The sequence below is a fragment of the Mucilaginibacter sp. McL0603 genome (assembly GCF_049992945.1).
Lineage (GTDB): Bacteria > Bacteroidota > Bacteroidia > Sphingobacteriales > Sphingobacteriaceae > Mucilaginibacter.
This window is the reverse complement of the sequence record NZ_CP188251.1, coordinates 4,566,540-4,589,062: the sequence shown is the minus strand read 5'-3', so window position 1 is coordinate 4,589,062 and position 22,523 is coordinate 4,566,540. Positions and strand designations below refer to the sequence as shown.

General features: G+C 39.9%; 16 protein-coding genes. 10 read left to right on the top strand and 6 right to left on the bottom strand.

Annotated features, from left to right (window positions below):
* The first annotated feature begins 232 nt into the window (after positions 1 to 232).
* Genes ACPPVU_RS20980 through ACPPVU_RS20965 form a run of 4 tightly spaced genes read left to right on the top strand, consistent with a single transcriptional unit; the run spans position 233 to position 6,856 of the window.
* Positions 233 to 3,115, top strand: a complete 2,883-nt coding sequence (locus ACPPVU_RS20980; RefSeq protein WP_426668694.1) for a TonB-dependent receptor domain-containing protein — start codon at positions 233 to 235, stop codon at positions 3,113 to 3,115.
* Positions 3,116 to 3,161: 46 nt separating this feature from the next.
* Complete coding sequence (locus ACPPVU_RS20975) at positions 3,162 to 4,604, top strand: hypothetical protein (protein WP_426668693.1); 1,443 nt, start codon at positions 3,162 to 3,164, stop codon at positions 4,602 to 4,604.
* Between the two features lie 15 nt (positions 4,605 to 4,619).
* Positions 4,620 to 5,627, top strand: coding sequence for a hypothetical protein (locus tag ACPPVU_RS20970; protein WP_426668692.1), 1,008 nt, complete (start codon positions 4,620 to 4,622; stop codon positions 5,625 to 5,627).
* Positions 5,628 to 5,659: 32 nt separating this feature from the next.
* Positions 5,660 to 6,856, top strand: a complete 1,197-nt coding sequence (locus ACPPVU_RS20965; RefSeq protein ID WP_426668691.1) for a metallophosphoesterase family protein — start codon at positions 5,660 to 5,662, stop codon at positions 6,854 to 6,856.
* Positions 6,857 to 6,910: 54 nt separating this feature from the next.
* Here ACPPVU_RS20965 and ACPPVU_RS20960 read toward each other — a convergent pair whose 3' ends face one another.
* The 5 genes from ACPPVU_RS20960 to ACPPVU_RS20940 all read right to left on the bottom strand — a co-directional run bounded on the left by ACPPVU_RS20960 (position 6,911) and on the right by ACPPVU_RS20940 (position 12,614).
* Positions 6,911 to 8,170 (bottom strand): sensor histidine kinase, encoded by a 1,260-nt coding sequence (locus ACPPVU_RS20960; protein ID WP_426668690.1) that lies wholly within the window; start codon positions 8,168 to 8,170, stop codon positions 6,911 to 6,913.
* A complete protein-coding gene (locus tag ACPPVU_RS20955) occupies positions 8,167 to 8,862 on the bottom strand; it encodes a response regulator transcription factor (RefSeq protein WP_426668689.1) in 696 nt (231 codons plus the stop codon). The genes ACPPVU_RS20960 and ACPPVU_RS20955 overlap by 4 nt, the downstream gene beginning before the upstream one ends.
* Before the next feature lie 499 nt (positions 8,863 to 9,361).
* Positions 9,362 to 10,000: a hypothetical protein gene (locus ACPPVU_RS20950; protein ID WP_426668688.1), complete on the bottom strand. Its 639-nt coding sequence runs from the start codon at positions 9,998 to 10,000 to the stop codon at positions 9,362 to 9,364.
* A 1,059-nt stretch (positions 10,001 to 11,059) separates the two neighbouring features.
* Positions 11,060 to 11,878: an SDR family oxidoreductase gene (locus tag ACPPVU_RS20945; protein WP_426668687.1), complete on the bottom strand. Its 819-nt coding sequence runs from the start codon at positions 11,876 to 11,878 to the stop codon at positions 11,060 to 11,062.
* A 151-nt stretch (positions 11,879 to 12,029) separates the two neighbouring features.
* A complete protein-coding gene (locus tag ACPPVU_RS20940; protein ID WP_426668686.1) occupies positions 12,030 to 12,614 on the bottom strand; it encodes a Crp/Fnr family transcriptional regulator in 585 nt (194 codons plus the stop codon).
* 676 nt (positions 12,615 to 13,290) lie between these two features.
* Here ACPPVU_RS20940 and ACPPVU_RS20935 point away from each other — a divergent pair.
* Complete coding sequence (locus ACPPVU_RS20935) at positions 13,291 to 14,874, top strand: DHA2 family efflux MFS transporter permease subunit (RefSeq protein ID WP_426668685.1); 1,584 nt, start codon at positions 13,291 to 13,293, stop codon at positions 14,872 to 14,874.
* A gap of 32 nt (positions 14,875 to 14,906) precedes the next feature.
* Positions 14,907 to 15,581, top strand: a complete 675-nt coding sequence (locus ACPPVU_RS20930) for a lipid-binding SYLF domain-containing protein (protein ID WP_426668684.1) — start codon at positions 14,907 to 14,909, stop codon at positions 15,579 to 15,581.
* Positions 15,582 to 16,004: 423 nt separating this feature from the next.
* On the opposite strand, the gene ACPPVU_RS20925 is transcribed toward ACPPVU_RS20930, so the two are convergent.
* Positions 16,005 to 16,598 carry a TetR/AcrR family transcriptional regulator gene (locus ACPPVU_RS20925; protein WP_426668683.1) on the bottom strand — a complete coding sequence of 198 codons (594 nt, stop codon included), beginning with the start codon at positions 16,596 to 16,598 and terminating at the stop codon, positions 16,005 to 16,007.
* A gap of 344 nt (positions 16,599 to 16,942) precedes the next feature.
* Between ACPPVU_RS20925 and ACPPVU_RS20920 the strand changes: the two genes are divergently transcribed.
* The 4 genes from ACPPVU_RS20920 to ACPPVU_RS20905 all read left to right on the top strand — a co-directional run bounded on the left by ACPPVU_RS20920 (position 16,943) and on the right by ACPPVU_RS20905 (position 22,511).
* Positions 16,943 to 17,542, top strand: a complete 600-nt coding sequence (locus ACPPVU_RS20920; RefSeq protein ID WP_426668682.1) for an outer membrane beta-barrel protein — start codon at positions 16,943 to 16,945, stop codon at positions 17,540 to 17,542.
* Between the two features lie 230 nt (positions 17,543 to 17,772).
* Positions 17,773 to 20,337, top strand: a complete 2,565-nt coding sequence (locus ACPPVU_RS20915; RefSeq protein ID WP_426668681.1) for a DUF5686 family protein — start codon at positions 17,773 to 17,775, stop codon at positions 20,335 to 20,337.
* A 30-nt stretch (positions 20,338 to 20,367) separates the two neighbouring features.
* A complete protein-coding gene (locus tag ACPPVU_RS20910) occupies positions 20,368 to 21,672 on the top strand; it encodes an NAD(P)/FAD-dependent oxidoreductase (RefSeq protein ID WP_426668680.1) in 1,305 nt (434 codons plus the stop codon).
* 194 nt (positions 21,673 to 21,866) lie between these two features.
* Positions 21,867 to 22,511 carry an START domain-containing protein gene (locus tag ACPPVU_RS20905; protein ID WP_426668679.1) on the top strand — a complete coding sequence of 215 codons (645 nt, stop codon included), beginning with the start codon at positions 21,867 to 21,869 and terminating at the stop codon, positions 22,509 to 22,511.
* Positions 22,512 to 22,523 lie beyond the last annotated feature (12 nt).

Here is a 22,523-nt window from a genome sequence, read left to right as displayed (position 1 = left end):
ACTTAACATCCCCCAACCTATACACGTGAGGCTGGCTATATACCAGAGTGTACTGCCGAGATTAGAGAAGTACCCGTTTAGCGATTAAATCTAAACGAATTCTGAACAGATTTTGGAGATTCTAAAGAGATTCTGAAGCATTTATTAAGCGATTGATATCATAAGCTTATCAAATTAATTAATTAAAAATTGAGCTGGAATTATAAATAGCATTGCAAAAAATCCGGTTCATATGGTTTCAAGTTTTACTAAAAATCTTAAAAAATACTTACTTTCTGTTGTGTTGATGTTACTTGCATCAACTGTTTTTTCACAAGGCATTATAAAAGGCAATGTTACAGATGCAAAAAATGGAGAAACACTTATTGGTGCTACTGTTCATATTGCAAATGGTGATTCTCAATTAAACACTACAGTTAAACTGGATGGTGTATATGTATTTAAAGACGTGCCTGCCGGCACTTATAAGTTGCAGATAAAATTTGTTGGCTATAATGAATCAAAAGAATATACGGTAGAGGTAACAAAAGATAATACGGTTGTTTTGAATGTAGCGATGGTTGATAACTCAACATCACTTAACGAAGTAGTTATTATGGAGCATGCAGGCAGGGAAAGTGACAGATCAGCAAGAAATGTTGAGAAGAATGCAAATGTTACTATGAATGCAGTATCCGCACAGTCAATAGCAATTTCTCCCGATGTATTGGTATCCAATGTACTTGGCAGGGTATCAGGTATATCTATTGACAGAAGCAGTACCGGTGATGCTCAGCATGTGATCATCCGTGGTATGGATAAACAATACAATACTACGCTTATAAACGGAATTAAAATCCCAAGTCCGGATAATAAAAACAGGTACGTGCCCTTGGATATCTTTCCTGCCGGATTAGTAGACAGGTTAGAGGTTTATAAAACTCTTACGCCTGATATGGAGGGAGATGCATCAGGTGGTGTGGTAAACCTGGTGATGAAAACCGCTCCGGATAAATTAAAGATCGATGGTGAGGTAGGTACAGGCTATAGCCAGATATTTTTTGACAGGCCTTTTGCAAGTTTTGACCATAGTTCGGTTAACAGCAAATCGCCGGGCGAAATAAACCCTGGCGGTATTGCTACACCAAACGATTTTCCATATCAAAACCTTATTACTAAAACAGCAAACCCTGCACCAAATTTAAATGCAAGCTTAACTATTGGTAATCGCTACCTGAATAATAAGCTGGGAGTGCTTTTCTCAGGAAGTTACCAGAATTTATACCAGGGCGATAATAGCTTTGTTGCAAAGCAAACCAATACGGTAGCTGCGCCTGTTAATACTTCTCCACAATTGGAGGAACTCGCTTTTGAAAGTGCTTATAATCGCCAGTATTCATCACAGCTACAGCGTTTGGGTACTATTGCATCTGTCGATTATAAATTCGATTCCAATAATACGATTAATTTATTCGCTACTTATCTGCAGTTAAACCAATACAGGGTACGCCAGACTCAGGAGGATACTTATGGAGGATATACTTATCAGGGCTATCGTGGTACATTTTCCGTTGATAATTTAACAGAGACACGTAGCGATTTGCAAAATATTTATAATATAGCACTAAGCGGCAAACACACTATATTTGAACCCTTCTCCATCGACTGGACTGTTGCAGATTCAAAAGCCACACACAAACTGCCTGATGATGCCGAGTTCGATACGCAATACGGCACCAGCCCCACATCAACAACCAGTCAGGCTACCGGTAATCCGAATGAGCCCAATGTTTCAGTGGCACAAGGAATAACCAACGGCCCCACACTGGTTCAGAATGAATCAAGAGAGTGGTTGCACAATACAGACAAAGATATATCAGGCTATTTAAACCTGCACTACAAAGTAAAGCTATTTGGACGCAAGGCTACATTTTCGGCAGGTGGGATGTTCAGACACAAAACCCGGGACAATTTTGCGAATAAATACAGTTTGCCTAATGCCATCGTAGATGGCGTGCCTGAAACCTACACTTCTATCCCAGCTGCAAAATTTTTGTTTACCGGGGCTGATACAGTAAATGCAAAAGGCTCATCAGCTACAGACGGCAGAGTCTATACTTTTACCGAAAATGTGCAGGGCGGGTATGCCATGGTAAAATATGATATCAGCGAGCATTTGAATGCAATAATCGGCATACGGGCCGAGCATACTTATCAATATTATATATCCCAGCTTCCAGCAATATTTCCGGGTAAAACTTCAACCAACACTTATACCGATTATTTACCAAGCGTTAATCTGAAGTATTTGCTTACAGACAATCAGGATCAAGACTTGAGAGCATCCTATTATAAATCTATTCTTCGCCCAGCCGCCTTCGATCTTGTTCCCGGCAACGATGATACATATGACGAAACTTACACACATGTGGGAAACCCTTATTTGCAGCATACAGTAATTGATAATTACGATTTAAGATATGAGTTTTTTCCCGGCGTATTTGACGAATTCATGCTCGGTGGATTTTACAAAAACCTTATTAACCCAATTGAAACAGTTCTCGACCTCTCAAAATTACAATATATTCCTGAGAATTTTGGCAATGCCCATAATTATGGCGCTGAATTGGAAGCCAAAAAATTCTTTGGTAACATTGGTGGATCGATCAATTATACCTACACCAAATCGAAAATAACTACTTTAAAGAATACCTATCTTAACGACGTTGCAACCCAGGTTGCCCAAACCAGGCCGCTGCAAGGCCAGGCCGAAAACATCGCTAATGCATCCTTATTGTATAAGGATCAGAAACTTGGTTTGGATGCTCAATTAACATTGTCTTATATCGGCGAGCGAATACAAGCAGTATCTGCCTATTATAATTTGGATACCTGGGAACGCCCATCGACCTATCTTGATCTTTCGGCTCAAAAGAAGATTGGGCATCATTTTATTATTTATGCCAAGGCCAATAACCTACTTAATACGCCTTATCAACTGGTTCTCAAGCAAAATAATACATATAACTATACTGGTATAGCAAAATACCCGCATCAAGAGAGCGCTGCCTACACTACTATTCAATATGATCAATTCTACGCCCGCTACAATTTAGGGGTTAAGTACAATTTTTAAACAAGCAACAACAATTAATAGAATCATTAAATCCATCCCCATTTTTATGAAAAAGTTACAAATCATTATGTTAGGAATATCGCTTTTAGCGCTTGCTGCCTGCAGTAAGAACAACGACAAGGCGATAGTATCGGTGCCGCTTTTGCAAGTTGGTAAACCAATCAGTAATTCGGGAACATTACCGGCAGGTACTTATAAAGGTACCATGCTTGCGGGTCAAACTTATACTGTAGGCGGTGACATTACCATTAATGCAGGCGATACACTTTTAATTCAGAAAGGTGTTAAAATTAACATGACCAACGGCGCCAACTTCATTGTAAACGGTGACCTGGTAAGTCTTGGTACAAAAGATGCACCGGTTACAATTACTGATCCGCGCAGAACTAAAACTACGGGCACATCTGTAGTAGGTCAGGATTCTGCTTATGTTGGCGGCTGGGGCGGTATTTATGCTGGCCCGACAAGCAAACTAGTGGTTCTTAAATGGACTCACCTTGATTTCGGTGGTGCAGCGTTAAAGGCCCTTCCTTTTCCTAATTCAAATTCATTGAAAGTAGGTGCCCAGTATATTTTATATTTCATGAATCCTGCCGGTCTTTTTATAATGGAAGATTCATGGATGTATGGCTCACCTGATGATGCAACACGTTTTTATGGCGGTACTTATAACATCATGAGAAATACCATGGAAAAATGCGGCAGCAATGGTGGTGACGGCTTTAATGCTAAAGGTAGTGCTATTGGTAATATGGCTTATAACCTGATCATTGGAGGTGCAACAAATGGTACTAAATCAGCAAGTGACGGTACTACAGCAGGCGAGTGCCAGTTTACCATGTACAATAACACTTATATTAATGACGGTTTCAGGAATAATGGTGTTTATGGCGCAAGAAGCGGTTCTGTTGAAATAGAAAACAACTCAAGGGCATTGGTTTATAATAACCTGATAGTTGATTGTGATTTCGGTGTACGTATAGCTGGCGGTCCTGCTGGCGCAAAAGTTTACCTGGCAGATACTACTTACAACGCTTCAAGCATAATTAAACAAACTGCTTATGGTTATAACTTCTATTATGCTGACAATGCTGCTATGGCAGGTCAGTTTGTGCCAACAAACGTTGCACAGCCGGTAGTTACTCATCCACAGGCTACTGATATCCCAAATATGGCTGCTTTCTTAGGAAAGACTTATACTTTCGGATTGGTTTATGACGGTACTTCACTGGTAGGGCAAAACAATCCTATGTTTGTAAACTATCCTCTTCCTGCTGCCAGCAATTTCTGGCTTACACAGGCATCAGTTGACGGTTATAACTTCCGCTTACAATCTGGTTCTCCTGCTGCAGGTAAAGGCACAACTACTGCTTTCACTCCAATTACTGCAGGTATACCTCTTGATGCTAATTTTGGTTCAAGCGGTATAACTCCTCCGGGAAAAGATATGGGTTGCTACCAGTTAGACGGTACAGGTAACCAACACTAATATTTATTGTTATTAATGAAATATAACATCTTTAGCACAACAACCCTTAAAAATGGGTTGTTGTGTTTTTTAATACTCACAATACTCTCTTGTAATAAATCGGGTAACGCAGTATTACCTGTAAAAGATACAACCGTAGTAACTCCACCGAAACCGGTAGAATTTCCAAAAACATCATATAACCCTTCTGCGCTGGATACTACAAAATTGTTTAATAATGTGCCGGTTGTAAATGCCCTTGCCCGCCAGGATCTTCTGGAAGTATCCGGTGTAGCTGCAAGCAGGATCAATCCAGGAATATTATACATTCACCAGGATAGCGGTGACCCCAACCAGGTTTACTTAACCGATGGGAGTGGCGCTAATAATGGAACACTTACTCTAACCTCAGTAGGTAACCGTGATTGGGAGGATATAGCCGTTGGCCCTGGCCCCGTTGCTGGTGTAAATTATATATATGTTGGGGATATTGGCGACAATGATTCCAAATACAGTTCGGTATTCGTATATCGTTTTCCTGAACCAGACCTGACAGGTAAAACCTTGCCCTATATTTCAGATATCACTACAGTCGATAAGATCGAACTAAAATATCCTGACGGCCCCGGCAATGCAGAAACGCTTATGATTGACCCTCTGACCAAAGACATTTATATCGCCAGCAAACAAAGTAATCTTTCAAAAATATATGTTGCCCGTTATCCTCAAAGTACAACTTCTGTTACGGTGATGACGCCGGTAGTTCAATTGTATTTTAATAAAGCAACGGGTGGTGATATTTCTCCGGATGGTACTGAGATCTTGCTCAGAAGTAATGAGCTGATATGGTATTGGAAACTTCCAGCAGGAACAAGTATATCCGCAGGTTTATTAACTCAACCAGAAGTTGCACCATATGCTAACAATGAACCGCAGGGTGAGGGTGTTGGCTTTGCGGCAGATGGTTCTGGATATTATACCGATACAGAAATTAAAGGATACCCCGGTAAAGTGTCCACCATGTCTTTTTACAAAAGAAAATAATCTGATAAAGATCTTTTTGACTTATACAATTTATGAATTTTATATATCGCCAAAAAATATCGATAGCAATGATCAACTCTCTGATCATTGGTCTAATGCTTACCTTGTGTTCGCACCAGGGTTATAGCCAAAATAAAGGGGCTGAAGTAACTAATATAGTTTTTACTTCTGATGCGCATTATGGTATTACCCGCGCTAAATTCAGGGGAGATAGTAATGTAACCGGTCACAAGGTAAATGCAGCTATGATCCAACAGATCAATGCGATGCCTTATCTTACCCTTCCGGAAGATAGTGGTGTAAATGCAGGTAAAAAAGTTGGCTATGTGGATTACATAATAGAGGGCGGCGATATCGCTAACCGTATGGAGATACCTAACCAAAGCGCTGCTGCATCATGGGCGCAGTTTGAAACGGACTACATGCACAAGCTTAATTTGAAAGATGAGGATGGCAAACATGCTAAATTATTAGTGATTCCTGGTAACCATGATATTTCAAACGCTATCGGGTTTTCCAAGCCGATGAAACCCTTAACCGATCCAACATCAATGGTTAAGATATACAATATGATGCTGAAGCCAGAAAAACGGTTGACTAACAATAGCTATAATTACGCTACGGATAAAGTCAATTATTCCTATAACATAAAAGGCGTACACATACAGTTTATTACCTTATGGCCTGATTCCGCCGAACGTATTTGGATGCAAAAAGACCTGGATACAGTGGCAAAGAATACACCGGTAATTATTTTTACACATGATCAGCCTGAATGTGAATCCAAACATTTTACCAACCCATTGCCGCCCCATAATATGACCATTGAGAATCGGTTTGAAAACCTTACTGCAGAGTATTATAAAGAGGGCGTTATTGCATCAAAGGATGATGGAGCAACAACTATTGAACAACGCGGCTTCGTGAAATTTTTAAAAGACCATCCCAATATCAAGGCCTATTTTCATGGAAATAGCAACTGGAACGAATTTTATAAATACAAAGGTCCGGATAACGATGTTAATTTAAACGTGTTCAGGGTTGATTCGCCGATGAAAGGCAAATTTTCCGCGAGTGATGAAACCAAACTTTCATTTCAGTTGATCACATTAGATACTCAAAATAAACTACTTACCGTAAGGGAGTGTTTATGGAACACCTCGCCAATGGATGCCAATGCCAAAACCGTAATCGGAGACAGCATTACGGTATCTTTAAAAGTAGATTAATTTTGTTTATAGTGCTGCCTCACGAAAACGAGTAGTTTTTTACAAGAGAATGCCTTACCAGTTCAGGGTAAAAATATGCTCACCATTGTCTGAACTAAAGTTATATACCGGTGTGATACCTGATTGATCGCATATTTTTTTAACGATAGATAAGCCTAATCCATTATTTCCCGGATCATGGCTTTCTTTATAAAACCTGGTGAATACTTTTTGTGTATCCAAAGGTTGTTTTTTACCCGTATTAATGACCTTTAAAGTGCCAAGCTTTAATTCAATATTAGCTGAACCGCTGATAAAATTATGCTTGCATGAATTGCTGAGAAGGTTACTTAGCATAATATCGATCAATTCAGGACTGGCATCAATATAAGCATCAGACAAGTCGGTTTTCAATTCAATATTTTTGCTGGCCCAAAGTTCGCCAAATTCTTTTATCTTACTTTCCAACTTGTTTTTTAGATCGACAAGTGATTTTTTGTGGAATTGAAGGTTATCTATTTTAGCGATGAGCAGCAAAGATTGATTTAACCTCGACAGGCGCCTCAAAGCCTCATAAGCAATAACCAAATGCTCGCTCTGTTCGCGGCTTAGGCCATCATCCTGGATAAGAAGATCGAGTTTTGAGCGCGTAATTGCTAAAGGCGTTTGTATTTCGTGCGAGGCATTTTCGGTAAACTCCTTCAGTATCTGATAGCTTTCAACAGATTTTTCAGTATTTGTTTTGAGGTTTTCTATCAAAAAATTAAACTCTTTAACATTCGTTTTCGGAAAGTTAAGCTGATATGGGTTGATGATACTAAAGCCACGCAGTTGATTGATGGAAGAATAAAAAGGCCGCCATAGCTTACCCATTATAACTCTGTTTATTAACAACACACAAATGATCAAAATAAAGATAGTTGCCAGGGTTATATTGGAAATGGCAATCGACATATGCCTGGTGCCTTCCAGCGGACTGGTAATACTTACAAGGTAATTTTGGTTATTGACGTAAGTTACATAAGACAATCTTCTGGAAATATGCAGCTTATCTTGTTCTTTGATAAACGTTTGAACTGTTGTAAAGTAAGGTTCAATATTTTTTTCGTTGATTGCTTTAAAGCTTACCGTTTCATCATCAAACGAATTGAGTATCGGAATTTTGTGATTTTTTTCAATGTAAGTTTGTATCCTGCCTTTTACCCTTACTAAACTGACATCAAGCTCTTTGGTAAGCGCCTGTTTAATTAAAAAGTATGATCCAACGCTTGAAATGATAAACACAAGCAGCATAACAGAAACTGAGTAAAGGTTGTATTTTGCGATAAGTCTCATATCCCGGGTACTTGAGTTTTTACTGAAAATCTGTAACCCATTCCATAAACCGCTGAAATATAATCCGGGCAGCCTTTATCGATCAGCTTCTTACGCAAATTCTTGATGTGGACATAAATCAGGTCGTAGTTATCGGTCATATCCGCCTGATCTCCCCACAAATAATCTATTATCGATTGCTTGGTTACAACTTTATTTTTATTACTGATAAAATATAACAACAGGTCAAATTCTTTGCGGGTAAGCTCAATATTGCCGGTATCAGTTTTTACATATTTATCCTGCACATTCACAACCAGTTTATCTACAATCAACAGATCATTGCCCTCAAAATTCCTTCGCCGGTTAATGGCATGCAGCCTTGCTGCAAGTTCCGGCAAATGAAATGGCTTGGTCATGTAATCATCTGCTCCGAGTTCCAGCCCAAGAAGCTTATCATCCAATGAGTCTTTCGCTGAAATAATTAGCACGCCGCAATTTTTCTTGATCTCCTTTATTTTTCTTAGAATTTCAAATCCGCTACCTACAGGGAAGGTGATATCCAATATTACGCAATCGTATTCAGAATCTAAAATACGATCACGGGCTTCACGAATGTTATCTGCAATATCACATAAAAAATTGTTTTGACTAAGATAGGTTTTGATGCTTTTAAGTAGCTCAGGTTCGTCTTCAACAATCAATATTTTCATTCGTCGTATATTATACTATGTCTAAGTTCATTTTCGCTTGCGGCAACTTTCATGTTAAAGTAATAGCAAAATCAATCAATAACAGGTGCTATTTAACCTTACTCTGTAATAATTATTATTACTCAACAGTTATCATGTCTAAAATTAATAACAAATTCTGTCGTGATTTTGTATAATGTTGAAATGATTCGGGATTAGGAAAAAAGCGGATCTTTTAGCGATCATGATAACATTGATTGGCAGCATATCGAAAATTGATAATATAGGTTAACGGAAACCATAGGAAGGGATCAGAAATTATTCAAATACACCAACCCTCGCTGTTAATAGCTAGCAACGACCAAAATTAAAAAAGCCTTCAGGAATTAATCTGAAGGCTTTTTGTGGTGCAGACTTTAATTATAACACACCATTTCTTTTACGATTTGAAAAGATTAGCGGATTTAGACCTGAATTGAAAATGGTTCAAGTCTGCATATTCATAGTATGATACCGAACTTCAGGCTATATAAAAATCGTCGGTTAAGTAAAAAACGGTATCAATAAAGAAAAGAATGCCATTAGCGGAAAGTACATTCTCATCGTGCAGGTCCTCAAAAATTAACCCCAAATCGCTGTTGATGTAATCGTTATTGCGATGATTGTGAAAATTGTTGTATTCCAGAAACTCTTTTACGGCAGTAAGATCGGTAGGTTCGGAAGTCACGATAAACTCCTGCATCACTACCGCATTCAGTTCACCGGTAATCATTTTGAAACCAAGAAATGTATAAGCGGTGGACGGGAAGAAATAATTGTGAATGAGCAGGCTGTTGAAGTAATCGAACCAGCATTCGTAAAAGACACCCGCGTTGGTCTTGACGACATGCGATCCGTCAAGCCGGTAAACCTTTTGTTCCGCACCTTCACTGATAAAATCACTTTCCCAGATTGCTGGTGTGTAGATAATATTCTCTTGCTCAGCGAACCCTAAGAGTGCTGCTGTTTCTTCACTTTTGATCCGCTGCTGTTTTTCACTTGCGAAGCTTGTTTCCGCATCTGGTCTAAGGAAACGCTGGATTTTTTTGAGTTGGCTTGCTTGGCCAGCCGGTTCATGTCCGAGAATGATATGTTGTAATTCATCTTTGATGTTTTTCATTCATAATCAATAATCAAAAATACGTTTTTTTGATCAATTTGAAAACGAGGCGAATGATAAGCAACAGTGGTTGCTATAAATTTAAGAGATGGCAGAGAAACCAGGTTTTATGCACGCAAATATTCAACCGTTTCCTTGCTGAATACGGTTAACTCTATTGGACATCGAACCCAAAACCTGTTTTAATTGCTATTTAGGCTGTTTGAAAAAAATCGAAAAATAAAAAACCTCGATTCCAAGCAGGAATCGAGGTTTTTTCGGTTATGTGGGATTAGCTGGAATCGAACCAGCGACACAAGGATTTTCAGTCTTTAAATGTTGTCACCTTAATACGGTGCAAAACCGGCTTGCACTGGTTCGAGTCCAGTTCTGACCTCTGATATTTTCCTATGGTGCAACGGCAGCACGTTTGATTTTGGTTCAGAAGATCGTGGTTCGAACCCATGCAGGAAAACGCATTATTCAACAATAGTGATAGGCAGAAAAATTTGTCTGAACACTGAACTTATTTTTAACCCGGCAATAAATTGGGTGAGGGATTGGCATGTTCTTAAATAAAGAAATATCTGTGTGTCTTTGTCAGAGGTAGTCGCAGACTACGTGTATAGTGGGTCAGAAAGCCGGGTTACATCAATTTCCTTGCAGCAGAGTTAAAGCGATAGCTTGAAAAATGCTGCCAATGCTTCCTCTTATTCACTGGAAGAGAGTTGAAGGCCTGCGAACAGTGCGCGGGCCTTCAACGGTCAACTATGTCCGATTTGGTCTTTCGAGATATCGACTGGAAACCTGCTTATGCTTCCCGTCGCGCCAACAGTGGTCAGCACTTCCGGTACGCACATATTTTTTGTTGACTGTGCGAGACCAGCGACATTGTTGATCATGGGACAAGTATCGATAGAGTGTATGGCAAAGGCGACCCCAAGGGTGGTGATCAATGAGCACAGCACCGAGTTCTCGATTGTTAGTTCGTTCGGATTGTTCGTAATTCTTGTTTGATTTTAGTAATAAAATCATCCACCACTGCGCTTCCCTTATGCCCTCGCCATCAGGCGATCCTTTTTATTGTTTAATAGCCTTTCCATTGCCTGCAGTGGTGCGACCAAACACAGGTGCCGGGCCAAGCAAATACCCACCGTCTGCGACAAACTCGGAACCAGTTGAGAAGCTGGCCTCGTCGGAAGCGACGAATAGCGCCAAACGCGTGATTTCATCAGGCTCCGCTATGCGGGGAATCGCCAAATCCTTTACCTCCGGCGCCGCAATCCCTGAAGTGTCCAGGCCAGATGCCATGTGAGTACGGACAGCACCTGGGTGGATGGAGTTGACGCGGATATTATCCTGTCCAAGCTCCAGCGCCGCAGTCTTGGTCAGCCCACGTCCGCCCCACTTGCTGGCCACATAGGCACCAGCTCCCCACATGCCGGTCATACCTGCAGCCGCGGAGATATTGACGATGGAGCCGCTTCCTGCCTTGCGCATTGACGGCACTACGGCGCGGATTCCCAGGTATGTGCCGGTCAAATTGATGTCGATCACCTTGCGCCAGGCCACCGGCTCGGTCTCTGCAATCGGTTCGAAGTGGACAATGGCCGCATTGTTGACAAGGACAGAGATTGACCCGAAGGTATTCTCGGCGGCGGCAATTGTCGCTGTCCAGTCTTTTTCGCTTGTAACATCAAGGAGAGAGAAGATAACCTTATCACCCAGCTCGTCGGCGAGTGCCAATCCCTCCCGCTCAAGTACGTCCGCGATCACGACATTCGCTCCCTCCGTGACAAATCCTCTCACCATACTTGCTCCCAATCCCCGGGCACCGCCCGTGATGATCACTGTCCGCTTATCGAAACGTTTAATGACTTTTCCATTCGAATTGTCCATAATGTCTGTTTTGAATTAAATAATAAAATTGAAGTTTGGAAATTCAAAGATACTCCAGGAGAAAGGCGCAAAACGATGACAAATGATAAAAAAAACTGTTATCAAATGATAACAGAACGAGAGGGCAATAAATAATGTAAAGCAGCGACCTCTATTTTTTCGCTGCCTGATGGCGTATCCGGCTAAGGGATTCCTTAGTTATGCCAAGATAAGAAGCAATCATGTGCTGCGGAAAACGTTGCAAAAATTCCGGATACGTCGTTGCGAAATCGGAGTAACGTTTTTCAGCCGAAAAACTAATTGAAGCGGACAATCTTTTTTGGGCAGCAAAAGCATGATGTTCGTCTAACTTCCTTACCCATTCGATCAGAACCGGAATTTGATTAAGCAGGGCCAATGAGTCGGGTTTTGTAATGAGCAGCATTTCGGTATCTTCCCAGGCATCAATATTATAAACCGAAGGAGTGAGCATCACAAAACTTTCACGATCTGCAGCCCACCAATTTTCAATTGACAAGCGAACAATATGTTCTACACCTTTATCATCAACATTATATTGCCGCATAGCACCTTTAACTACAAAGGCACTGTATTTGCAGACCTGGCCCTCCTGCAAAAGGTATTGCTTTTTTTTTATTTTTTTAGGTGCAAAAGTATTTTTAATCAGCTCTACCTCGCTTTCTCTAAGCGGTATTGAGGTATAGTTATTGATATGTTTAATAAGAGACTCGTGCATTAATTTCGTAATGAATATATTTTACAAAGATAGATTTGAGGCAGACAATTTTCTCCTAGGCAGTAAATCAAAAATATTCTTTTATTTATAGAACTGGAGGTAATGAGAAAATGTTACCTCCAGTTTAAATTTCTTGTTGGCCGTGGATAATGACACTGTATTAAACAGGCTTAGCCAGGTAAGACAAATAGGCGATTGTTTATATGAATTTCTAAAAGTAAACTATCATCAAAAGCTTGCAGAAATCTACTTTCGTTACTTCGCAACCCCAACAACACTCTCCAATTCCAATTAAAGGGGGCTACCATGTCACGTTAGTCCGGATTTGCAATCCCGGACTAAAAAACAAGGGGATTTGCAATCCAAATAACTCCAATTCCTCGCGTAAGGGATAGCAATGGATACCGGCCACTGCGCGTAATGCCTGCAGGCGTATGAATGGATAGCCCGGCCCGCTTCTATCAGCGGGATACGCCCTATTGGAGTCAAAAGTCGAGAGTTCTAAGTTTTAACCAACCCCGGACTTTCGACTCAAGACTCAAATCAATCCTTCGGATCCGCCATCCTCACTATCCTTGGCTCAAACCTGCTAATTAATTATGGAAATGAAATCTTTTAAATATTAGTTGTAAACTTGACTGTATAATACATAACTTTGCTTTTTAAATTAATTTAAATGCAGAGGCAAGGAGAATCCCTGATTGAACATGGACCACGTTTGGTCATCATCACCGTTACCGCAGTATTTTGCGCGTTGTTAGAAATAATTGATACCACCATTGTAAACGTAGCGCTAAACAATATGCGTGGAGGTTTAGGCGCAACTTTAAACGAGATAAGCTGGGTAATAACCGCCTATTCTTTAGCAAATGTGATTATTATACCCCTAACCAGCTGGCTTTCGCAGCAATTCGGCAGAAGAAATTATTTTGCGGCGTCCATCGTTATTTTTACGGTTTGTTCTTTTTTATGCGGTAATGCGCATTCAATAACAGAACTGATCATCTTCCGGTTCTTACAGGGAATGGGCGGCGGCGCGTTGCTGGTTACTTCGCAAACTATCATCACGGAAAGCTGGCCTCCCGAAAAAAGAGCCATGGCCCAGGCCATATACGTTTTAGGAATTATCGTGGGGCCAACACTTGGTCCGCCTATAGGTGGTTACATCGTTGATAATTTCTCATGGCCGTTTATCTTTTACATCAATATCCCTGTTGGAATAGTTGCAACCTTGCTTACATTGAACTATGTAAGAAGCCCTAAGTACGAACAAAAGAGGTCTGCCAGAGAGATCGACTGGCTTGGCATCATTTTGCTTTCAGTAGGTATTTCGTCCTTACAGTACGTTTTAGAAAAAGGGCAGGAAGATGACTGGTTCAACAGTCAATTGATTGTTACGCTTTGCATTACTGCATTTTTAGGATTATACCTGTTTGTCTGGCGTCAACTGGAAACCAAATTTCCCGTGGTTAATATAAGGGTACTTAAAAATGGCAATTTACGGATGGGGGTTATGCTTTCTTTTGTAATGGGGTTTGGCGCGTTCGGTTCCACCTTCGTAATTCCCCTGTTTACACAATCACTATTAGGATGGACAGCCCAGCAGGCTGGTGTATTACAATTACCAAGCACGTTATTTACCGCAGTTATGATGCCTGTTGTAGCTACCTTAATTCAAAAAGGTGTTCAGCAAAAGTATCTGATTGCAATAGGGATGTTTATATTTTACATTTTTTGTATGCTCTGCTATAGAATTATTGTGCCGGATACCAGCGCGGGCGATTTCTTCTGGCCATTAATAGTAAGAGGGTTCGGTTTGGGCTTATTGTCTGTTCCGGTAAGTACAATGTCGCTATCTACTTTAAAGGGACAGGAAATTGGCCAGGGAGCTGCTTTTACAGGCATGATGCGACAGCTGGGCGGTTCATTTGGTATCGCTCTTATATCCACCTATTTATCACGTGAAACCAGCATTCACCGGGTAAATGTGGTAAGTCATTTAAATGTGAATGATATAAATGTTCAAACAAGGGTTGCGCAACTTGCTGCCGGGATGCATACCCATGGATTGGACAGCTTAACTTCACGTAATACCGCTTATGAAATGATGGATAACGCTGCTATGAAGCAGGCGACATTGCTGTCTTATATGGATATATTTATGATGGTCGGCATAGTTTTTGTGGTTTTTGTACCCCTTGTATTATTCATCGTTAAGAAATCTAACGCAAAGGTCAGCCTGGCAGATGCCGCGCATTAATTTCTTACCCGTTAAATAGACTAGTTTAGTATATGAAACCATTAAAATTTATTTTACGTCCTTTATTATTCAGCTTCCTGTTTATACTTGTTTCTGCAACACCTGATGACAGTAAACAAACCGAAAAAATACATGACGCTGCTGATGTTTTAAAAGATTTCAGCAAAATGAAAGAAAGCATTCCCCACAATTTGATAGCGGAGTATGAGGGCATTATTATTGTGCCCCATTTAATTAATGCGGGTTTTGTTGTTGGTGGAAAGCGTGGGAAAGGTATTGCAATGGTGAAGCTTGACGATGGGAAATGGAGCGATCCTGTTTTTGTTACCCTTACAGGCGGAAGCTTTGGTTTGCAGATCGGTGTTCAATCGGTTGACCTGGTATTAGTTTTCAGGCATAAGGGCGCTTTGACGAAGGTAAAAAATGGCGATTTTACTATTGGCGGAGATGTTTCAGCCGCAGCCGGGCCGGTGGGAAGAAGCACTTCTGCGAATACAGATTATAAGCTGGAAGCAGAAGTTTATAGCTACTCCCGCAGTCGTGGCCTTTTTGCTGGTATAAGCATAAACGGGTCAAACCTGGGGATCGATAAAAAGGGTAATGCTGCTTATTACGGTTCTTCTATCAGTTCGAGTGATATTTTCGAAACAGCCAAAAGCAATACCGAAGCGGTTGGCCTGCTAAAAGAAGCATTGGGCGCGATGTAAAACAAAAAAGAACAAAGGTTTTGCAGATAAAATATGCGCTGACCGTAAATGCCCGCATTTTGGAACAGAGATACTGGAAAAGGGGCCGGCAATTAGTTTGTCCTATGTGTAATTTGACCGCAGATCTGCAGAGTTTAAAAATAAATGACAAAGAGTAGCTATAAAAAAATGCCCTCCACTCGCTGTCGGGCATTTTTACCTAAACCTTATCACAATTGCAAGCGTAGATACCTGCAATAATTTGAGTTGTAAACTTAATTTTAATATTACGTGATGGACAAATGTATCTCTAAAATTTACATTTGGATGAAATCCATTTAAATGCAAAACCGTGCGAAGATCAATAATCCTTGTTTCGGCGGATCAAAAGAAAACCTCAAAGGAAGAATAGTCAGGCGAATCATTAAAAGATTAACACAAGTTTCAACCAATTATTGGGAGATTCATTATTTTTTGAAATTCCGGCCAAAAGGTTTGGATAAATTGCCCATGAATGGAATCATGCCTGCGGAGCTGTTCAGCCACTTTCCCCTGGTTCATTTCTTTTACGGAATTAACCATATGGCTAAAAACTAAAAAGGACTTGTTTTCAATCGGTGTTTCATAGTGAAGGGCTAAGTAATCGGTAAAAGGGTGCAGAATCTTATTAATTTCCTGTTTTAAACAGGGCCCATTTATACTGTAAGGTGACTTTAAGAATTTTTGTATAAATAAGGTTTCCTTCCTGTTGTATTGGTGAAATCTCAAATAGTTATAATAAATATATCTGATCCCATTAATCAAATTTGTTTCGCCTGCCGGTTTGAACACATCAGTGGCCATACGCGAAAAGCATAGCAGGCAACATTGCATCAGCAAATCTTGTTTGCTTTGAAAATGAACGGAAAGTGTCGGGACGGAAACATTTGTTCTTTGGGCTATTTGGCTTAAGGAAACTGTTTCAAAGCTGGCTTCACTTACTAATTCAATGGTTGAATTTTCAATGCGCAATGGGAGGTCCATTTGATGAATGTGCATTTTCGTAGATTTTAATTTACCACCTGTCTTTTACCCTGAAAATAGCTTTTCATTTCAGCAGATTTTTAGATATTATGATGCATATTCTCTATAAATCGGGTTAGAACGGAAAACCGGGTGTTATATTGACATAACAAAGCAACAAAGTTATATATTTGATAGTCAATTATCAAACTATTTTTTAATTTTTATTACTTGTGGGTTAAATTCTTCCTTTTCTAAGTATAAAGCAATAGTAACGTCATATAAAAGTATAAATTTAAATTATAGTATAGTATTTAACTATCATGTATATAACTTTGTTTTGTGTTTATATGGACACAGACAATTTAATCTTTAGAGTCATGAAAACCACATTCAAAATTCCAGCAATTCTTTTAGCTTTTACAGCACTTTCTATCAGTGCAAAAGCTCAAACTACTACAACCACTACAACTACTTCTACTCCCGGCAATTCAAATGGCATACGCTATAGCATTGGTGTAGATGCGGGAATACCTACGGGCAAATTATCGGACACCTATAACTTCAGCATCGGCGGTTCTTTACAGGTTGATATTCCGGTGATGCAGAATTTATTCGTTACCGTCAACGCGGGTTATAACAGCATTCAGGGGAAAAACAATATTAATATCAATGGGATGGAATTTAACCCAACAAATATCCAGTTATTACCCGCTAAAGCCGGCTTAAAATATTTCCTCATACCTAATTTCTATATACAGGGAGAAGCTGGCGCTGCTTTTTTGCTAAACAAATCTGATTTGGGTGATGATAAGTCCGCAGCTTTTATCTATGCACCTTCAATTGGTTACCAGTTTCATATTGGCGGCAATAGCTATATTGATGCAGGGGTTCGTTATGAGGCCAGCACCAAATTTAACAGCGTAGTTGACGACAGCAAAGTAAATTTCTTTGGCCTGCGTGTAGCTTATGGCTTTTAACCAACAGCTTGTGATGAAAAGAAGGGGCCTGATGCTCCTTTTAACAATCTGAGAGCAATTACCCTCCGGAATATGAAAGTCAAAATCGGCATATAGTTATATGATTATAACTATATGCCTTAAATCATACTGTTTTACCCGCCACGAAATTTGCAGCTTCCTTCACTAAGTCTGAATTAGCTATCACTAAAGGTTCTATAAACCATCATAGCTGGGCTATCCTTGAATAAATGAAATTTAAAACCCATCCATATATTAAAGCCATATTTTTCCTCGTATTTCTTATACTGAGTCAGGTTCATGGCTATGCACAAGGCACGATCATAAAAGGGGTAATTAAGGATGCCAAAACAAAAGCAGCGCTTCCTTTTGTTACCGTTGCAGTACCGGGCAGCTCGCAAGGTGTTAATACGGATAATAGCGGACAGTACAATATTGCCATAACCGGCACCTATACCCAGATTAAAGTGTCCTTTGTAGGTTATAATTCCGTAATAAAGAATATTATTCCCGGAAGAGAACAATCCATTGATTTTTCTTTAACAGCTAATAATACCTTATTAAAGGAGGTAGTTGTCAAGTCAGGAAAGAAAAAGAAATATACCAATAAAGATAACCCGGCCGTTGAACTGATCCGCAAAGTTATTGCACACAAAAAGAGTAACCGTCTGGAAAGCTATGATTATTCAGAATATAAGCAATACGAAAAAATGGTGATCTCACTAAGTGACCTATCGGAAAAATTCAAAAATAAGCGCATTTTCAAAAACTATCAATTTCTGTTCCAGGAACAGGACTCCACTGCAATTGGCGGAAAGAATCTGTTGCCACTGTATATGGATGAGAAATTATCAGATAACTATTACCGCAAAAACCCCTATACAAAAAAGCAGGTCATTACAGCTGATAAACAAGTTAAGTATGACGAAAACTTCGTGGATAACGCCGGGCTCAATACTTACTTTAACCGTATGTATCAGGACATTGATATTTATGATAATAATGTCACTATGCTGAGTAACCAGATATTGAGCCCAATTTCTGATAATGCCCCTGCCTTTTATAAGTTTTTCATTACGGATACCATCAAGGATCAGACACCACAATTGATAGAATTGAGCTTTACGCCACGGAGCCAGACCGACATGTTGTTTGAGGGACGCATATATATTACAATGGATGGAAACTATGCGGTTGAAAATGCAGTCTTATCGGTAAACAAACACATCAACCTGAATTTTGTAAGGCAGCTGCAGGCAGCCCTTGAATTTGAAAAAAATCCTGACGGGAAATACCATTTGAGTAAAAGTGATCTTAAAATAGACTTTGGTATTGATAAAAATAAAGGCGGAGGCATTTATGGCGAACGGGAGGTGACTATCAAAGATTTTGTGGTTAACCAGCCGCGAAATAAAACTACTTATGAGGGGCCGGCCATTGTGACGGCACCTCATGCGGATGAAAAGACGGACAATTTCTGGCAGTCAAACCGGTATGATACACTTACTACTGCCCAGGCAAACATTTATAAGAATATCGACAGTCTTCAAACCATTCCCTCATTTAAAAGAACGATGGATCTGGTCACACTCTTACTGGCAGGCTATAAGAATTTTAAATGGTTTGAAATGGGGCCCGTGAATTCATTTTATAGTTTCAACCCGGTTGAGGGTTTCAGGTTAAGATTAGGTGGCAGAACAACCCCTACGCTGAGTCAGCGTTATTATTTCGAAACTTACGGTGCCTATGGTTTCAAAGACGATAAGTTTAAATACTTTTTAAGCGCAACCTATTCTTTAAATAATAAGTCCATTTATAAATTTCCCCAGAACTATTTAAGAGCAAGTTTCCAGCATGATACCAAGATCCCGGGGCAGGAACTGCAGTTTGTTGAGGAGGACAATTTCTTACTTTCCTTTAAGCGTGGTGATAATGATATGTGGCTTTACAATGATATTTTCCGCCTGGATTATGTCCGGGAATATGAAAGCCACTTTTCTTATAAATTGGAGTATAAGAACTGGGATCAAACTCCGGCAGGCGCACTTTACTTTAACAATATTCAAAACGGTGCGCTAAATAAAGTTGATGATATACGAACGTCAGAAATATCTGTCGAGCTTAGGTACGCCCCATACGAGAAATTTTACCAGGGAAAGCTTTACCGTACGCCGATACCGGACAAATACCCAATTTTTACACTTAGATACAATGAAGGTTTTAAAGATTTGCTCGGCGGCGATTATAATTATCAAAACATTACAGCAAACATATATAAGCGGTTTTACCTTTCCCAGTTAGGCTATACAGATGTGACGATAGAAGGCGGCAACGTATTCGGGCAGTTGCCGTTCGCTTTACTGGATATTCACAGGGCTAACCAAAGCTATGCTTTTCAGTTCCAATCCTATAACTTGATGAATTTTCTGGAATTTGTAAGTGACCATTATGCGAGCATCAATATTGATCACAGTTTTAACGGGTTCATTTTTAACAAGATCCCATTATTACAAAAACTCAAATGGCGGGAAGTGATTGATTTTAAAGGTTTGTGGGGCGGAATAAGAAATGAGAACAACCCTGCATTGCATCCTGAATTACTCCGCTTCCCGGTGGATGGCCAGGGTGTGCCCACTACTTATGCTTTAAATGGCACACCATACCTCGAAGGAAGTGTAGGCATTTCTAATATTTTCAAATTACTGCGCATTGATTATGTCAGGCGCTTCACTTATCTGGAGCATCCTGACGTGGCAAAGTCTGGTATAAGGTTTTTTGTAAAGTTTGACTTCTGAGACCCGCAGTTTATCATTAAAATAAAAAGTATGAAACTTATTATCATTGGAGGAGGATTTGCTGGTTTAAAGCTGACTCGTGAATTAAATAATATAGCGGGTATAGATATCCTGTTATTGGATAAATTGACATTCCATCAATTTCAGCCTTTATTTTACCAGGTAGCAACGGCGAGTATTGAAGCCACCAATACCTCATTCCCGCTGCGTAAAATATTTCAACATAGTAAAAATGTGCGGATAAGGATAACCGAAGTATTGGAAATCATTCCGGAGAAAAATATGGTGATTTCAGATAATTCCGAATATTCTTATGACCGGCTGATTATAGCAACCGGTACGGAAACTAATTTTTTCGGGAACCAGCAAATCAAATCGCTGGCCTTTCCAATGAAATCTACCCTTGAAGCGCTTAGACTAATGAACAGGATCATTAATAATTTTGAAGATGCGCTGGATTTAACGAACAGGGCTGATCAGGAAACGATCATGAGTATCGCAATTGTAGGTGCAGGCCCTACGGGGGTTGAACTGGCTGGCGCTCTAGCCGAAATGAAAAAGAATATACTCCCCAATGATTATCCTGATCTTAACCTAAACCTGATGAATATCTATCTGCTTGACCACAGCAGCAGACCACTGGCAGCGATGAGTGAAAGATCGGGTCAGGACGCCAAAAACTACCTGGAAGAAATGGGCGTAATATTAAAGCTTGGTACTGGTGTACTGGAATTTAATGGTCATGAGTTGCTTTTGGATGATGGTAATCTGCTGCATGTAAAAACAGTGATCTGGGCAGCCGGGGTTAAAGGAGTGCTGCCAAAGGGAATAGAGCCGGAAAGTATGGCCAGGGGAAACCGCATCAAAGTAGACCGGTTTAACAATGTTTTAAAATACTGGAATATATGCGCTATTGGTGATATTGCCTATATGGAGACGCCACTTTACCCCAAAGGTCATCCCCAGCTTGCCAGTGTCGCCGGCAGCCAGGCAAAGCACCTGGCAAAAAATATTAAACGCCTGATGAATAATCAATCAATGATCCCTTTCGAATTTGTTAATCGCGGGGTCATGGCAACAATTGGTAAACGTAAAGCGGTCGTTGATCTTACTAATCCAAAGATGCACATAAAGGGAAGATTAGCATGGCTGATCTGGATGTTTCTGCATCTTTTTCTGATACTGGGGGTTAAAAATAAGGTTCAGATTTTCATTAACTGGGTTTATAAATATTTTACCGCCGATCAGAGCCTGCGGCTGGCACAAAGGATAAAAGGCAGAACAGAAGAGCTTGAAGACATTAAGCCCCATAAAAACAGCATTCCTTCGGTATAAAGTGATAGCCTGATATACGCCTGCCGCTCAATTTATTTGCTGGCCGCAGATCAATTATCATAGGAATGTATAAAAGTTATAGACTTGATAGTCAATATTCATACTATTATAAATGTTTTGTATTTTTGGGTTTAAATAACAATAAAAATTAACGTAGCAGTATACAGGCCGCTTTACATAACTATTCCAATAAGATGTATAAACTATTCATTATAGCACTTCTTTTGGTAATCAAGGTTCATCCTTTATTAGGGCAAAATGAATGGAAATTAAAGACTGAAAAGGAAGGCATAAAGGTTTACGCTGAAGTTGTCCCGGATTCAAAAATTAAGGCCATAAAGGCTGTAGGCGAATATAACGCTACAGCCTCAGAACTGGTTGCATTGCTGATGGATATAAAGACATCGCCAGATTGGGTTTACCATGTTAAGTCCTGTAAAATGATTAGTCAGGTATCCCCCTCAGAACTTTATTATTACCTGGAGATCAGTGTACCATGGCCTGCAAGTAACAGGGATCTTGTAGTTCATTTAAAAGTTTCCCAAGACCCTGATACAAAGATAATAACCATAGACGCACCGGCTGTACCGGGGTTGGTACCCATAAAAAAGGGTGTAGTCAGGATAAATGAATCTATCGGTAAATGGACGATCACACCATTAGGTACTGATCAAATCAGGGTTGAATATATGGTGCATGTAAATCCGGGCGGTTCCGTGCCCTCATGGGTGGTCAATTTGTTTGCTACCGAAGGGCCATTAGAGATTTTTAAACATATCAGGCTGGAACTACAAAAGAATGCCTATAAGAATACGGTCCTTTCCTATCTTAAAAATTAGCTGAAGAATACT

Excerpts from the sequence above, each read along its gene's own strand:
- ACPPVU_RS20980 (WP_426668694.1), top strand. The coding sequence starts at position 233 with ATGGTTTCAAGTTTTACTAAAAATCTTAAAAAATACTTACTTTCTGTT.
- ACPPVU_RS20975 (WP_426668693.1), top strand. The coding sequence starts at position 3,162 with ATGAAAAAGTTACAAATCATTATGTTAGGAATATCGCTTTTAGCGCTT.
- ACPPVU_RS20970 (WP_426668692.1), top strand. The coding sequence starts at position 4,620 with ATGAAATATAACATCTTTAGCACAACAACCCTTAAAAATGGGTTGTTG.
- ACPPVU_RS20965 (WP_426668691.1), top strand. The coding sequence starts at position 5,660 with ATGAATTTTATATATCGCCAAAAAATATCGATAGCAATGATCAACTCT.
- ACPPVU_RS20960 (WP_426668690.1), bottom strand. The coding sequence starts at position 8,170 with ATGAGACTTATCGCAAAATACAACCTTTACTCAGTTTCTGTTATGCTG.
- ACPPVU_RS20955 (WP_426668689.1), bottom strand. The coding sequence starts at position 8,862 with ATGAAAATATTGATTGTTGAAGACGAACCTGAGCTACTTAAAAGCATC.
- ACPPVU_RS20950 (WP_426668688.1), bottom strand. The coding sequence starts at position 10,000 with ATGAAAAACATCAAAGATGAATTACAACATATCATTCTCGGACATGAA.
- ACPPVU_RS20945 (WP_426668687.1), bottom strand. The coding sequence starts at position 11,878 with ATGGACAATTCGAATGGAAAAGTCATTAAACGTTTCGATAAGCGGACA.
- ACPPVU_RS20940 (WP_426668686.1), bottom strand. The coding sequence starts at position 12,614 with ATGCACGAGTCTCTTATTAAACATATCAATAACTATACCTCAATACCG.
- ACPPVU_RS20935 (WP_426668685.1), top strand. The coding sequence starts at position 13,291 with ATGCAGAGGCAAGGAGAATCCCTGATTGAACATGGACCACGTTTGGTC.
- ACPPVU_RS20930 (WP_426668684.1), top strand. The coding sequence starts at position 14,907 with ATGAAACCATTAAAATTTATTTTACGTCCTTTATTATTCAGCTTCCTG.
- ACPPVU_RS20925 (WP_426668683.1), bottom strand. The coding sequence starts at position 16,598 with ATGCACATTCATCAAATGGACCTCCCATTGCGCATTGAAAATTCAACC.
- ACPPVU_RS20920 (WP_426668682.1), top strand. The coding sequence starts at position 16,943 with ATGAAAACCACATTCAAAATTCCAGCAATTCTTTTAGCTTTTACAGCA.
- ACPPVU_RS20915 (WP_426668681.1), top strand. The coding sequence starts at position 17,773 with ATGAAATTTAAAACCCATCCATATATTAAAGCCATATTTTTCCTCGTA.
- ACPPVU_RS20910 (WP_426668680.1), top strand. The coding sequence starts at position 20,368 with ATGAAACTTATTATCATTGGAGGAGGATTTGCTGGTTTAAAGCTGACT.
- ACPPVU_RS20905 (WP_426668679.1), top strand. The coding sequence starts at position 21,867 with ATGTATAAACTATTCATTATAGCACTTCTTTTGGTAATCAAGGTTCAT.